The organism is Streptomyces sp. NPDC002643 (assembly GCF_053592555.1).
Genome location: NZ_JBSFVY010000006.1, coordinates 184,814 through 198,485, shown reverse-complemented (window position 1 = coordinate 198,485; position 13,672 = coordinate 184,814). Strand labels below are relative to the sequence as shown.

At 69.1% G+C, this 13,672-nt stretch carries 10 protein-coding genes and 1 tRNA gene; 3 read left to right on the top strand and 8 right to left on the bottom strand.

Going from position 1 to position 13,672, the window contains the following annotated elements; translation table 11 throughout:
- Positions 1-26: 26 nt before the first annotated feature.
- Complete coding sequence (locus ACWD4G_RS11520; RefSeq protein WP_451292469.1) at positions 27-575, top strand: helix-turn-helix domain-containing protein; 549 nt, start codon at positions 27-29, stop codon at positions 573-575.
- Between the two features lie 218 nt (positions 576-793).
- Positions 794-2,770: a protein kinase domain-containing protein gene (locus tag ACWD4G_RS11515; RefSeq protein ID WP_451292468.1), complete on the top strand. Its 1,977-nt coding sequence runs from the start codon at positions 794-796 to the stop codon at positions 2,768-2,770.
- 37 nt (positions 2,771-2,807) lie between these two features.
- On the opposite strand, the gene ACWD4G_RS11510 is transcribed toward ACWD4G_RS11515, so the two are convergent.
- Positions 2,808-4,427 carry a hypothetical protein gene (locus ACWD4G_RS11510; RefSeq protein ID WP_451292467.1) on the bottom strand — a complete coding sequence of 540 codons (1,620 nt, stop codon included), beginning with the start codon at positions 4,425-4,427 and terminating at the stop codon, positions 2,808-2,810.
- 323 nt (positions 4,428-4,750) lie between these two features.
- On the bottom strand, positions 4,751-4,879 hold the full coding sequence (locus tag ACWD4G_RS11505) for a DLW-39 family protein (protein WP_003999697.1): 129 nt from the start codon (positions 4,877-4,879) through the stop codon (positions 4,751-4,753).
- 360 nt (positions 4,880-5,239) lie between these two features.
- On the opposite strand from ACWD4G_RS11505, the gene ACWD4G_RS11500 reads away from it, so the two are divergent.
- Positions 5,240-5,608: a DUF6344 domain-containing protein gene (locus ACWD4G_RS11500; protein WP_451292466.1), complete on the top strand. Its 369-nt coding sequence runs from the start codon at positions 5,240-5,242 to the stop codon at positions 5,606-5,608.
- Between the two features lie 150 nt (positions 5,609-5,758).
- On the opposite strand, the gene ACWD4G_RS11495 is transcribed toward ACWD4G_RS11500, so the two are convergent.
- From ACWD4G_RS11495 to recF, 6 genes are all read right to left on the bottom strand, one after another.
- Positions 5,759-5,835: transfer RNA gene (locus ACWD4G_RS11495), tRNA-Ile, on the bottom strand.
- A gap of 141 nt (positions 5,836-5,976) precedes the next feature.
- Positions 5,977-6,774 (bottom strand): DUF3566 domain-containing protein, encoded by a 798-nt coding sequence (locus ACWD4G_RS11490; RefSeq protein WP_451292465.1) that lies wholly within the window; start codon positions 6,772-6,774, stop codon positions 5,977-5,979.
- An 18-nt stretch (positions 6,775-6,792) separates the two neighbouring features.
- On the bottom strand, positions 6,793-9,399 hold the full coding sequence (gene gyrA / locus ACWD4G_RS11485; protein ID WP_451292464.1) for a DNA gyrase subunit A: 2,607 nt from the start codon (positions 9,397-9,399) through the stop codon (positions 6,793-6,795).
- A 42-nt stretch (positions 9,400-9,441) separates the two neighbouring features.
- A complete protein-coding gene (gene gyrB, locus ACWD4G_RS11480; RefSeq protein WP_451292463.1) occupies positions 9,442-11,511 on the bottom strand; it encodes a DNA topoisomerase (ATP-hydrolyzing) subunit B in 2,070 nt (689 codons plus the stop codon).
- Between the two features lie 395 nt (positions 11,512-11,906).
- Complete coding sequence (locus tag ACWD4G_RS11475; RefSeq protein WP_451292462.1) at positions 11,907-12,437, bottom strand: DUF721 domain-containing protein; 531 nt, start codon at positions 12,435-12,437, stop codon at positions 11,907-11,909.
- A complete protein-coding gene (gene recF / locus ACWD4G_RS11470; RefSeq protein ID WP_451292461.1) occupies positions 12,434-13,558 on the bottom strand; it encodes a DNA replication/repair protein RecF in 1,125 nt (374 codons plus the stop codon). Before recF ends, ACWD4G_RS11475 begins: the two co-directional genes overlap by 4 nt.
- Positions 13,559-13,672 lie beyond the last annotated feature (114 nt).

The following is a 13,672-nucleotide window of genomic DNA, read 5'->3' as shown; positions in this document are numbered from 1 at the left end:
TTTTGGGGAAGCGATGGGGAGACGCAATGGACGCCGCACAGCAGGAAGCGACCGCAAGAGCCCGGGAGCTGCAGCGGAACTGGTACGGAGAGCCGTTGGGGGCGCTCTTCCGTAGGCTCATCGAGGACCTGGGGCTCAACCAGGCTCGCCTCGCAGGGGTGTTGGGGCTGTCCGCCCCGATGCTGTCGCAGCTGATGAGCGGTCAGCGTGCCAAGATCGGCAATCCGGCGGTGGTTCAGCGGGTCCAACTGCTGCAGGACCTGGCCGGTCAGGTCGCCGACGGCAGCGTGAGCGCCGCCGAGGCCACCGAGCGCATGGACGAGATCAAGAAGTCACAGGGGGGATCGGTGCTCAGCAACACCACGCAGTCGACGACGAGTTCGGGGGCGCCCACGGTCAAGCGGGTCGTCCGCGAGATCCAGTCGCTGCTGCGCTCGGTGGCGGCCGCCGGCGACATCATCGAGGCGGCGGACACCCTCGCCCCGACCCACCCGGAACTGGCAGAGTTTCTCCGGGTGTACGGCGCGGGCCGCACCTCCGACGCCGTCTCCCACTACCAGTCCCACCAGAACTGAGCCCAAGGCCCGGTCACCGAAAGGGGGTTCGGCGACCGGGCCTCGGCCGACAAAGGGGAACGCAAGGGGTGAGGGGGAAGTCGAGCCGTCCCGAAGAGGCCTCGGAGACCTGGCCGTAGGCTCGGAAGGAGCCGGCTCCGCGGAGGGCGGCATGACTGCCGCGGCCTTCCGTCGACGGGCAGCCAAGGGGGGAGCCGAAGGGGGAACGACGCACAACCATGGGTGAGGTCTTCGCCGGCCGGTACGAACTGGTCGACCCGATCGGGCGCGGGGGAGTCGGCGCGGTCTGGCGCACCTGGGACCACCGGCGCCGCCGTTATGTGGCCGCCAAGGTCCTGCAGCAGCGTGACGCGCACGCCCTGCTGAGGTTCGTCCGTGAACAGGCCGTACGGATCGACCATCCCCATGTGCTCGCGCCCGCCAGCTGGGCCGCCGACGACGACAAGGTCCTCTTCACCATGGACCTGGTCGCGGGGGGCTCCCTGGTCAATCTCGTGAACGACTACGGCCCCCTTCCGCCCGGCTATGTCTGCGAGTTGCTCGACCAGTTGCTGTCCGGCCTCGCCGCCGTGCACGCCGAGGGCGTCATCCACCGCGACATCAAGCCCGCCAACGTGCTGCTGGAGGCCACCGGCACCGCCCGGCCCCGACTGCGTCTGTCCGACTTCGGCATCGCCATGCGGCTCGGTGAGCCCCGGCTGACCGAGACCAACTACGTGGTGGGCACGCCGGGTTACTTCGCCCCCGAGCAGATGCTGGGCGCGGACCCGGACTTCCCCGCCGACCTGTTCGCGGTCGGTCTGGTCGCCCTGTATCTGCTGGAGGGCGCCAAACCCGACGCCAAGGCCCTCATCGAGCACTTCGCCACCCACGGCACCCCGAAGGCACCTCGCAGCATCCCCGAGCCGCTGTGGCAGGTGATCGCCACGCTGCTCCAGCCCGACCCGGACGCCCGTTTCCGCACCGCCACCGGCGCCCGCAAGGCGCTCGCCGCAGCCGTCGAGCTCCTGCCCGAGCCGACCGCCGACGACGAACTGGTGGAGGTCTTCGACCAACTCGGCCCCCTCCCCACCGGCTTCGGCCCCAAAGGACCCCTGCACAGGGCATCCGGGCTGGACAGGGCCTACTCCGGCACCAGCGACGACACGGGCGGCAGCGGCGGCGGTACGGGGGGTACGGGCAACGTCAGCGGCAGCGGCGGTACGGGTGCGGCCGACGGCAACGTCGGCGGTACGGGCAACACCGGTGGTACGAGCAGCGCAGGTGGCATCGGGAGTACCGGCGGTACGTCCTCGTCCGTCACGGACCTGACGCCGCCCCCGCCACCCAACCCTCCGCGACTCGGTCCACAGCCTGAGGGCCCGCCACCGCAGGGGCTACCACCGCAGGGCCCGCCCTCTCAAGGCATGTCACCGCAAGGCGTGTCACCGCAAGGTCTGCCGCCCAACAGCCCGCCCTCGCCGAACCCTTCGGCACCGACCGGCACAGGGAACGCGCCCCCCTCGCTGCCGACCGGCTCCATATCAACACCGCCCATGCCCACCACAGCCCCGTCCCAGACCGGCTCCGGCTCCGGCTCCGGCTCCGGCTCCGGGCACTGGTATCAGGGCGCGGCTTCCCCGTCTTCGGCGTACTCCGCCCCCGTAAGCCCTGGTCCGGTGCCCCCGGGCCAGGCATCCCCCGGCCCGGCACCCGCTCCCGAGTCGCCCGCCGCGGTACCCCCGAGGCCCGAGCGGGACCCCGAGCCGCCGCGGCCGGCCACGATGTCGGACACCGGCAGCTTCCATCTGCCGCCGCCGCAGATGCTGGCCGCTCGGGCGTCGGCGCTCCAGGCCGAGCAACAGCAGCACGCCTCCGGCTACCCACAGCACCAGCCGGAGCAGCAGGCCACTCCCCCGTCCGCGATGCCCCTTCCCACCGCGACGGGTCTGCCCGCTCCGCACCACGAACCCACGCACGTGCCCTCCCCCCAGCCGCACCCACCCCTGGACCTCTCTCAGGCCTCGACCTCGGCGGTGCGGCAGCACGCGTACGCCTCTGCTGATTCCTACGCCGGAGGGACCTCAGAAGTTCCACGTCACTCACGGGCTGTCCCTCGACGCCGCCCGGGCCCGCCCGCGAAGGTGGTGGTCCCGGTCCTCCTGGTGGCCCTGGCCTGCTTCGCGGTGGGCTTCTGGGCACTGAGCCGCCTCTGACCCGGCCCTGCCGACGCCTCGCCCCGTACGACGCGGCTCACCGGCCCCGAGACGGCCCGTGCCGCCCCCGTCGGCCCCTGCGCGGCCCCGATCCCCGGCCGGACGCGGACCCGCCTTGCCCATGCCCCACCAGCTCCGCCCGGGCCGCTCGCTTGCGTGCCACGAGCGTCCACACCATCAGCATGAGCACAAGCAGGCTTCCCGTACCGATCCCGCCCGCGGCGACCGCCGTCATGGCAAGCCGCTCGTCGCCGGTCAGCGGGGAATTCCCGGAGCCCCCTCCGCCCCCCGAGGCTTCGGTGTCCCCCGTACCAGCGGCCTCCCCCTCGCCGTCCCCCTCCAAGGTGTCCTGCGTCGTCCCGTTCTCCGCCGCCTCCAGGTCCTCGGCGGTCACCTCGAAGACCCCGCGCGGCGCGGACTCGCCCAGGTACCCCGGCCCCGCCTCCGCCTGGCCGGAGACCCTGATCCGCAGGGTGAGGCCGACGGACTGGTCATCGAACTGTTGGGCGACCGCCGCAGCGAGGTGGAAGGACAGGTAGTACCAGCCGGCGAACCGCATCCCGCGCATCTCGTCGTCGAAGGAGAAGCGGTTGTCGTAGGCGACAGGGGGGAGCGGACCCAGGTCGGCGGCCCGCTGGTCACCGCTGTAGTTGAAGACCCTGTCCGCCACGGGCCCGCGTGCGGGGTTGTGGAGCGACATGGCCAGCGCGCTGCCCACATAGCCGTCGCCGCCGGTCGTACTGCCCAGTTCGACGGTGGTGTGGATCTGCTGACCCCAGTCGACGGGCACCTTGTAGTAGAGCGTCTCCCCGGGCCTGATCCCGTCCTTGTCCTGCCAGACGCCTTGCGCCACAGGTGTCGCCGTGGCGAAGCCGCTCCCGCCACCACGTATCACGGGATCTCCTCGCAGCGCTTCGGGCGACGCGGAGTCCCAGTTCTCCGGGGCGGTCGTCGAGCCGCCCTGCTTCACGGCGGCCTCCACGGCGGAGCCGACCTCCAGCCCCCAGTCCCCTCCTGATCCCCCTGCCCCGGAACCCGACGACGGGTCGGACGAGGTACCGGACGAGGAGCCCGAAGTGGACGTCCCCGCGGCGCCCGACACACTCCCCGCGCCCGACGAACCCGACGACGAAGCCGCCGACGAACCCGCCGCCCCCGACGAGACCCGTTCGACGACGACGTAGTACGTCCCGGCCCCCTGGCACATGTACTCGTCGGCGCCGATCACGCGTGAGGCCCAGGCCGTGACGGGACGTGCGCTGCGGGTCGCGCCGAAGCGGGTGGTCTCGTAGGAGCAGCGGTGGGCGTCGGCGTCCTCGACGGATACCCGGATGCCGTCGGCGGAGGCGACGGCGGCTCCCACGTCGGGGACGGCCGTGGCGGAGGCGTACGCGTTGGACACGGCGTCGAGATCGAGGCGGTAGTAGAGCTTCTCGCCGGGGCCGATGGAGCTGCGGTAGGTCTTGCCGGGCAACAGCCGTACCGCTCCCGTGGTGCTCGTCGCGCCCTCGACGGTAGTGGCGTCCTCGGCGTAGGAGTAGGGCGCAGGCGCGTCGGACGCCTCGGCGGGGCCGGCCAGGGCCGTCGGCGCGCACATCACGCACAGGACCGCCCCGAAGGCCGCCGCGGCTCGCCACCAGACCGTGCGCCGCCCCATCACGCGCCACCCCTCGTCGTGAGCCCCGAAGCCGTGGCCTCGTAGGCCGAGTTCAGAAGTCGTGGCCGGGATGCCCTGGCCCCGAACGGGCCCATCCTGCCGGGCCGTACGCGCGCGTGCCCACCTTCCGATGGCCGAGCGGCCGAAAACAGCCTCTGGGAAGCCTCTCCTCCACCGCGGCGACCATCTGATTCACACCTGAATCACGCCTCGATCACGCCTCAATCACTCCTGAATCGCGAGTGATCAGGCCTTGCGGCCGGACAACACGAGACCCCGGCCGCGAAGGCGACCGGGGTCCGCTCTGAGACTGATGTCGATGTTCACGAACCCGTGGGCACGGAGTCAGTCGCCTCCGTCCACAGATCCTGCTCGGCGCGATCCGCCTGGATCTGGCGGTACACGAGGAGCCCGCCGATGGCGGCCAGTGCGACCAGGAGAAGCTTCTTCACCGCGCGACCTCGTCTTTCCTTGACGTAGGGGACCTCTGGCGCCCGACTATACACACCGACCGATATCCAACGGTGACCTGCGTCGGCCCCTCAACTCCCGTTCGGAAGACCGCAATAGAACCGGATGCCGTCATTCCGATCGCAAGTTCATCACACAGATCCATCACATCTCGCACACCTCGGCGGACCCGGCCGGGACCTCCTTCCCGCGAGTTCTCGAAACGTTCCGCACCTCTCACACCCATCCGAGTGGTGTTCATCCGAAGATCGACGCGCCAGGGGCGTCGGTCCGCCGTTTCGGAACCCACATACACATCATGAGCAAAGTACGCAAATCGCCCAACCCGAAAGTGAGGGGCCATGGCCCAGAACAAGGTCATGAAGCTGTGGACCACCGTCGTCACCGCCTTCCTCGCGCTGTGCACGGCGCTCGGACTCATCACGACCACGGCCGCCGCCGCGGTACCGCAGGCCGAGACGACCCGCAACTGCGCGGCCCCGGCGACGAAGCCCTCACTGCCCCTCCAGAGCAGGCCACACGACCGCTCCCTGCCCCCGACGATGAAGCAGCGCATCCGCGCCGAGGCGCACGGCTCCTCGCCCTCCTGCCGCCCGCGCACAGCCATGGCCCTGGCCCTCCCCGTCACGAGCCCGGCCGCCCCCGACACACCGGTGACATCAGTGACGCCGGTGACAGCGGTCGAACCGATCACACCGCTCCAGCGCTGATTCCGGCCCCGTCGAACCCCGACGAACCCGGCGGCGATCTCGCGTACAACGCCACACCGGAATGAGAAATCCCCCGGCCCACAACGGCCGGGGGATTTTCATGTCACACGACAAAGACCCTCAACCGATCCCGGTCGAGGGTCTTCATACTGGTGGGGCTAACAGGATTTGAACCTGTGGCCTCATCCTTATCAGGGATGCGCTCTAACCAACTGAGCTATAGCCCCGCCGCGCTCTGCGGTGTGTGTCCCGCGCGCTGACTCCTGAAGATTAGCGCACGACGCGGGCAGTCCCAAAATCGATACCCGGCCCACGCACAACGCGGCACAGCACAGCGCGGTTCAGCGCCCTTGTTCAGTCGTCCTCGTTCACTCGTCCTCGGCGAGCGTCAGCTCGATACCGCCCACAAAGCCCGCGGAGAGGTTGTAGATGAACGCGCCCAACGTGGCGAGCGCGGTGGCGAGGACGACATCGATGACCGCGATGATCGAGGTGAAGATCAGCACATTGGGCAGCGACAGGAACGACTGCAGATCGAAGCCGTTGGACTCGTTCGAACCGGTGGCCTCGGAGATGGTGTCGCCGACGGTGGAGAAGACGCCCATCCCGTTCATGACCATCCACAGCACCGTCGCGGCGACGATCGTGCAGACGCCGAGGGCGATGGAGAGCAGGAAGCTGACCTTCATCACGGACCACGGATCGGCCTTGGCCACCCGCAGCCGCGCCTTGCGCGTACGAGGCGCCGTACGCGCTCCCACTCCCGTACGCGGCTTGCGCGAGGCCCCCTCGGGGACCGGCTGGTAGGCCTGCGGCGGGTGGTACGGGCCCTGCTGCTGCGGTCGCCGCTCCCCGGGCAGCGGGGAGGCGGAAGCAGGCGCCGGAGCCGGAGGCTGCGCCTGCGCCGCGGCGGGTCCACCCGGAGCCGTACCCGGCAGGGGCTGGGCCTGCGGGGCCCGGCCGTCCTTCACGGCTCCCACCGCGGCTCCCTGCGCGTCCGCCGCCGACGCCGACGGTTCGGCGGCACCCGGCTTGATCGCCTTCAGCTGGGTGGTGTGCGTGTCCATCGCAGGCGCGGCGGAGCCACGGCCGCCGCCGCCCGCCTCCGCACCGGTCGAAGTGCCGGCCGAAGTACCGGACGATCCCGCGCCCGTGGCTCCGCTCACGCTGACTCACTCCTCGTGCTACTCGGCCGAGGGTGCCTCACCCTCGGCCGTACCGGTCGTCGTGGCACCTTCGGCGGTCTCGTCCACGGCTTCGTCGCCGTCGACTTCCTCCGCCTCACGCCCCGCCTCGGCGTTCCGAGCGATACCGACCACGGCATCGCGCTTGCCCAGGTTGATCAGTTGGACGCCCATGGTGTCACGGCCGGTTTCCCTGATCTCATTCACTCGTGTACGAATCACACCGCCCGACAGCGTGATGGCGAGGATCTCGTCCGTCTCCTCGACCACCAGCGCGCCGACCAGCGAACCGCGGTCCTCGACGATCTTGGCGGCCTTGATGCCGAGGCCACCGCGACCCTGGACGCGGTACTCGTCGACGGCGGTCCGCTTCGCGTACCCACCGTCTGTGGCAGTGAACACGAACGTACCGGGTCGAACAACATTCATCGAGAGCAGCTCATCGCCCTCACGGAAACTCATGCCCTTGACACCCGAGGTCGCGCGGCCCATGGGACGCAGTGCCTCGTCCGTCGCCGTGAAGCGGATCGACTGTGCCTTCTTGCTGATCAGAAGGATGTCGTCCTCGGCCGAGACCAGTTCGGCTCCGATCAGTTCGTCGTCGGAACCGTCTTCTTTCTCACGGAGGTTGATCGCGATCACACCGCCGGAACGGGGCGAATCGTAATCCTTCAGAGGCGTCTTCTTCACAAGACCGCCCTTGGTGGCGAGCACCAGATAGGGCGCGGCCTCGTAGTCGCGGATCGCGAGGATCTCGGCGATCGACTCGTCCGGCTGGAAGGCCAGCAGGTTGGCGACATGCTGTCCACGCGCGTCACGCCCGGCGTCGGGCAGCTCATAGGCCTTGGCCCGGTAGACGCGGCCCTTGTTGGTGAAGAACAGCAGCCAGTGGTGGGTCGTGGACACGAAGAAGTGGTCGACGATGTCGTCTTCCTTGAGCTTCGTGCCGCGTACGCCCTTGCCGCCGCGCTTCTGCGCGCGGTAGTCGACCGTCTTCGTCCGCTTGACATAGCCGCCGCGCGAGACGGTGACGACGATGTCCTCCTCGGCGATGAGGTCCTCGATGGACATGTCACCGTCGTAGGGCACCAGCATGGTCTTGCGGTCGTCGCCGTACTTCTCGACGATCGCGGCGAGTTCGGCGCTGACGATGCCGCGCTGACGGACCGGCGAGGCGAGGATCTCGTTGTACTCGTTGATCTTCGCCTGGAGTTCGGCGTGCTCCTGGAGGATCTTCTGGCGCTCCAGGGCGGCCAGTCGACGCAGCTGCATCTCCAGGATGGCGTTGGCCTGGATCTCGTCGATCTCCAGGAGGTCCATCAGACCCGTGCGCGCGATGTCGACCGTGTCGCTGCGCCGGATCAGCGCGATGACCTCGTCGATGGCGTCCAGGGCCTTCAGCAGGCCGCGCAGGATGTGCGCCCGCTCCTCGGCCTTGCGCAGCCTGAAGCGCGTACGGCGGACGATGACCTCGATCTGGTGCGTCACCCAGTGACGGATGAACGCGTCCAGGGAGAGGGTACGCGGCACGCCGTCGACCAGGGCCAGCATGTTGGCGCCGAAGTTGGTCTGCAGATCGGTGTGCTTGTAGAGGTTGTTCAGGACGACCTTGGCGACCGCGTCCCTCTTGAGCACGATCACGAGACGCTGACCGGTGCGGGAGGAGGTCTCGTCACGGACGTCGGCGATGCCGCCGATCTTGCCGTCCTTGACGAGGTCGGCGATCTTCTGCGCCAGGTTGTCCGGGTTGACCTGGTACGGCAGTTCCGTGACCACCAGGCACTGGCGGTTCTGGATCTCCTCGACCTCGACGACCGCGCGCATCGTGATGGAGCCGCGGCCCGTGCGGTACGCCTCCTCGATGCCCTTGCGGCCCACCACCAGGGCACCGGTCGGGAAGTCGGGGCCCTTGATGCGCTCGATCAGGGCGTCGAGCAGCTCCTCGTGGGTGGCCTCCGGGTTCTCCAGGTACCACTGGGCGCCGGCCGCGACCTCGCGGAGGTTGTGCGGCGGGATGTTGGTGGCCATGCCGACCGCGATACCGGCCGAGCCGTTGATCAGCAGGTTCGGGAAGCGAGCCGGGAGGACGGTCGGCTCCTGGGAGCGGCCGTCGTAGTTGTCCGTGAAGTCGACGGTCTCCTCGTCGATGTCGCGGACCATCTCCATCGACAGCGGCGCCATCTTGCACTCGGTGTAGCGCATGGCCGCCGCCGGGTCGTTGCCCGGAGAGCCGAAGTTGCCGTTGGAGTCCACCAGCGGCATGCGCATCGACCACGGCTGCGCGAGGCGGACCAGCGCGTCGTAGATCGAGGAGTCGCCGTGCGGGTGGTAGTTGCCCATGACGTCGCCGACGACGCGGGCGCACTTGTAGAAGCCCTTCTCGGGCCGGTAGCCGCCGTCGTACATGGCGTACAGCACACGGCGGTGGACGGGCTTGAGGCCGTCCCTGACGTCGGGCAGCGCGCGGGACACGATGACGGACATCGCGTAGTCCAGGTACGAGCGCTGCATCTCCGTCTCTAGCTGGACGGGCTCGATGCGCAGGGTGTCGCCGGCCTCGTCGGGCGTGACTGGGCCAGAAGAAAGATCAGGGGTCTCGTCGGCCATTGCTGGTGGGAATCCTTCCTGGTGCGGTCAGCGGAGACCGACTCAGATGTCGAGGAAGCGGACGTCCTTGGCGTTGCGCTGGATGAACTGGCGCCGGGCCTCGACGTCTTCACCCATGAGGACCGAGAACAGCTCGTCGGCTTGGGCGGCGTCGTCCAGCGTGACCTGGCCGAGGACGCGGTGGTCGATGTCCATGGTCGTCACGCGCAGTTCCTCGGCGTTCATCTCGCCGAGACCCTTGAAGCGCTGGATCGAGTCTTCCTTGATGCGCTTGCCGTTCTGCCGGCCGAGCTCGATCAGGGCATCGCGCTCACGGTCCGAGTACGCGTACTCGAAGTCGTCCCGGCCCCACTTGATCTTGTACAGCGGGGGGCGCGACAGGAACACGTGTCCGGCCTCGACGAGCGGGCGCATGAAGCGGAACAGGAACGTCAGCAGCAGGGTGTTGATGTGCTGGCCGTCGACGTCGGCGTCCGCCATCAGGATGATCTTGTGATAGCGGAGCTTGGAGATGTCGAAGTCCTCGTGCACACCGGTGCCGAAGGCGGAGATCAGTGCCTGGATCTCCTGGTTCTGCAGGATCTTGTCGATCCGCGCCTTCTCGACGTTGAGGATCTTGCCCCGGATCGGGAGGATCGCCTGGTACTGCGGGTTGCGGCCGGACTTGGCCGAGCCGCCGGCGGAGTCACCCTCGACGATGAAGATCTCGCACTTGGTGGGGTCGTTCGACTGGCAGTCGCTCAGCTTGCCCGGCAGGGACGCCGTCTCAAGGAGGCCCTTGCGGCGCGTGAGGTCACGGGCCTTGCGGGCCGCCACACGCGCGGTGGCCGCCTGGATGGACTTGCGGATGATGTCCGCGGCCTCGTTCGGGTTGCGGTCCAGCCAGTCCGTGAGGTGCTCGTGGACGACCTTCTGCACAAAGGTCTTCGCCTCGGTGTTGCCCAGCTTGGTCTTGGTCTGGCCCTCGAACTGCGGTTCGCTCAACTTGATCGAGATGATCGCCGTCAGACCCTCGCGGATGTCGTCACCCGTGAGGTTGTCGTCCTTCTCGCGCAGCAGCTTCTTGTCGCGCGCGTAGCGGTTGATCAGACCGGTCATCGCCGCGCGGAAGCCCTCCTCGTGGGTGCCGCCCTCGTGCGTGTGGATGATGTTCGCGAAGGAGTACACACCCTCGCTGTAACCGCTGTTCCACTGCATCGCGACCTCGACGGACAGGTTCTTGTCCTTGTCCTCGGCCTCGAAGTCGATCACGGAGGGGTGCACCACGTCCCCCTTGCGGGAGTTGAGGTGCTTCACGAAGTCGACGATGCCGCCCTCGTAGTGGTACGAGACGGTCTTGACCTCGTGCTTCTCGTCCTCACCGGCTTCGTCCGCCCCGGCGGTGGCCTTCGCGGACTCGCGCTCGTCGGTGAGGTTGATGCTCAACCCCTTGTTGAGGAACGCCATCTCCTGGAAGCGCCGCGAGAGCGTCTCGAAGGAGTAGTCGGTGGTCTCGAAGATGTCCGGGTCGGCCCAGAACGTGACCGAGGTGCCGTGCTCCTCCGTGGCCTCGTGCTTGGCCAGCGGGGCCGTCGGGACGCCGAGCTTGTAGTCCTGCGTCCAGCGGTGGCCGTCGGTCTTGACCTCGACGGCGACCTTCGTCGACAGGGCGTTCACCACGGAGACGCCGACGCCGTGCAGACCGCCGGAGACCGCGTAGCCACCGCCGCCGAACTTGCCGCCCGCGTGCAGGACGGTCAGCACGACCTCGACGGCGGGCTTGCCCTCCGACGGGACGATGCCCACGGGGATGCCGCGGCCGTTGTCGACGACCCGGACACCGCCGTCGGGCAGGATCGTCACGTCGATGGTGTCCGCGTGACCGGCCAGGGCCTCGTCGACGGAGTTGTCCACGACCTCCTGCACGAGGTGGTGCAGGCCGCGCTCACCGGTCGAGCCGATGTACATGCCGGGCCGCTTGCGGACCGCGTCCAGCCCTTCGAGGACGGTGATGGCGCTGGCGTCGTACGCCGAGGCTGAGGCCTCGGCCGGTCCGGCCAGGGCCTCGGTGGACGGGATGTTCTCGTTGGGGTTGCCGGAATCGGCCACGAAGCGCCCTTTCTGGCACAGCACAAGCCAGGCTCCCGGCGGGTTTGCCGGAGCGGCTGCGGCATGTAGCGGTGGAAGCCTTTGTCAGCGTTGCACAGTGTTTCCGAAGCGGTCCCCACGTATGGGGCGGGATTGGCTTCCAGTCTACCGGTAGCGCCGACAGTGATGGGGGTTTGCCGGTACCTGAGTCCGCATGTGCCGCCCTGAACCGGTCTCGCCCGACTCCCCATATGCGGAACGGGGCTCCAAGAGGCTCACAGCGGCACTCAGCGCTTCCGGGTGTCAACCCTTTGCTACTCCCGGGTCAGGTCGATGTTCGCAACCGCATGCGAACGCGCGCAGCGGAGCGCATGGGCGCTCAGAGGGCAGCCGAGGGCCCCCGGTCAGGGGTGCGGAGGAGCCTGGAAATGTGACTACGGTCACCCGTAGGTGTCGCCGGGGCCGGTGCTTCCCGGGGCGCGCAGGGGTCCGTAGCGTCGGGCCGGGCCACCGGGATTCAGCACCTTGATCATCCGGACCCGGCCGTGCCCCAGGTCGTCGTTGAGACGGGCGACCAGGGCCGGCGAGAGATGGCGCAGCTGGGTCGCCCAGGCCGTGGAATCGCAACTCACGACCAGCACCCGCTCGTCCTCGTCGTACCGCGTCGGCACACAGTGCTTGGCCAGGTCCGCGCCCACGATCTGCGGCCAGCGGCCCATGACCCCGCCGACGGCGGCCGGTGTCTCCCAACCCCGCTCGGTGATCAGCCGGTTGATGGCGGAGCCCAGCGCCATGGGGTCCCTGCCGTCGGCCCGCGCGCCGGAGCGCAGACCGCCGCGCCGGGCCTGCTTCTTCTGCTGGGCGGCGTCCCCGCGCGCGCGTGCGGCCTCCTTGGCGGCGCGCAGCGCCACGCGCGCGAGGTCCACGCCGGACGGCTCGGGCGGCTTCGGCGCTCCTTCGGAACCGCTCATACGCGCTCCACCATCCCGTCGGACACGGCGTACCGCGTCCCCGTCAGTACGTCCGGTACGTCGTCGTCGACCGCGGCGGTCACCAGCACCTGCTCACCCGGCGCGACCAGTTCCGCCAGCCGCTCCCTCCGACGGGAGTCCAGCTCGGCGAAGACGTCGTCCAGGACGAGCACCGGCTCATTGCCCTCGGCGCGCAGCAGGTCGTACGAGGCGAGGCGCAGTGCCAGGGCGTAGGACCAGGATTCGCCGTGGGAGGCGTATCCCTTGGCGGGCAGCTGACCGAGTTTGAGAATCACATCGTCCCGGTGGGGCCCGACGAGGGTCACGCCCCGCTCGATCTCCTGCTTGCGGGCCTCGGCGAGGGCGGTCATCAGCTGCTCGTACAGTTCCTCGCGGCCATGGCCGACGATGCCGGGCGAAGAGGGTTTGTATTCCAAACTCACGGGGCCGCCGCCGGGCGCCAGCTGTTCGTACGCCTTGTCGGTGAGCGGCTGGATGGCGGCGACCAGGTCCATCCGCTGGGCAAGCAGTTCGGCGCCCACGCGCGCGAGGTGCTGGTCCCAGACGTCAAGGGTGGACAGATCCATGGAGCGCCCGCCATGCCGTCGGGCAAGAGCCGCCGTCTTCAGCAGAGTGTTGCGCTGCTTGAGGACCCGCTCGTAGTCGGAGCGGACCCCCGCGAGGCGCGGCGCACGCGCGGTGATCAGCTCGTCGAGGAAGCGCCGCCGCTCCCCGGGGTCCCCCTTGACCAGGGCGAGATCCTCCGGCGCGAACAGCACGGTGCGCAGGATGCCGAGCACATCACGCGGTCTTACCTGCGAGGATCTATTGATGCGGGCGCGATTGGCCTTGCCCGGGTTGAGCTCCAGCTCGATCAGCTGCTGCCGCTCGCCCTGGCGCACCTGCGCCCGGATCACCGCGCGGTCGGCGCCCATGCGCACCAGCGGAGCGTCCGAGGACACCCGGTGGCTGCCGAGGGTGGCGAGATAGCCGACGGCCTCGACCAGATTCGTCTTGCCCTGTCCGTTGGGGCCCACGAACGCGGTGACGCCCGGGTCGAGCGGGACCTCGACCCGGGCGTACGAGCGGAAGTCGGCCAGCGACAGATGCGTGACGTGCATGGTCGGGTGCCGACCTCCCCCGGGCTTGTGGACCGCCGCGCGGCCCTGTGGACGACGTGCCGTCCACCGTAGTCGTGTCCTGTGCCTGATGTGTCGTGCGTGCCGACCGCAGAC

Bases quoted from the DNA above. Each gene is read 5' to 3' on its own strand.
- recF (WP_451292461.1), bottom strand. From the start codon at position 13,558: ATGCACGTCACGCATCTGTCGCTGGCCGACTTCCGCTCGTACGCCCGG.
- gyrA (WP_451292464.1), bottom strand. From the start codon at position 9,399: ATGGCCGACGAGACCCCTGATCTTTCTTCTGGCCCAGTCACGCCCGAC.
- ACWD4G_RS11510 (WP_451292467.1), bottom strand. From the start codon at position 4,427: ATGGGGCGGCGCACGGTCTGGTGGCGAGCCGCGGCGGCCTTCGGGGCG.
- ACWD4G_RS11475 (WP_451292462.1), bottom strand. From the start codon at position 12,437: ATGAGCGGTTCCGAAGGAGCGCCGAAGCCGCCCGAGCCGTCCGGCGTG.
- ACWD4G_RS11515 (WP_451292468.1), top strand. From the start codon at position 794: ATGGGTGAGGTCTTCGCCGGCCGGTACGAACTGGTCGACCCGATCGGG.
- ACWD4G_RS11500 (WP_451292466.1), top strand. From the start codon at position 5,240: ATGGCCCAGAACAAGGTCATGAAGCTGTGGACCACCGTCGTCACCGCC.
- ACWD4G_RS11520 (WP_451292469.1), top strand. From the start codon at position 27: ATGGACGCCGCACAGCAGGAAGCGACCGCAAGAGCCCGGGAGCTGCAG.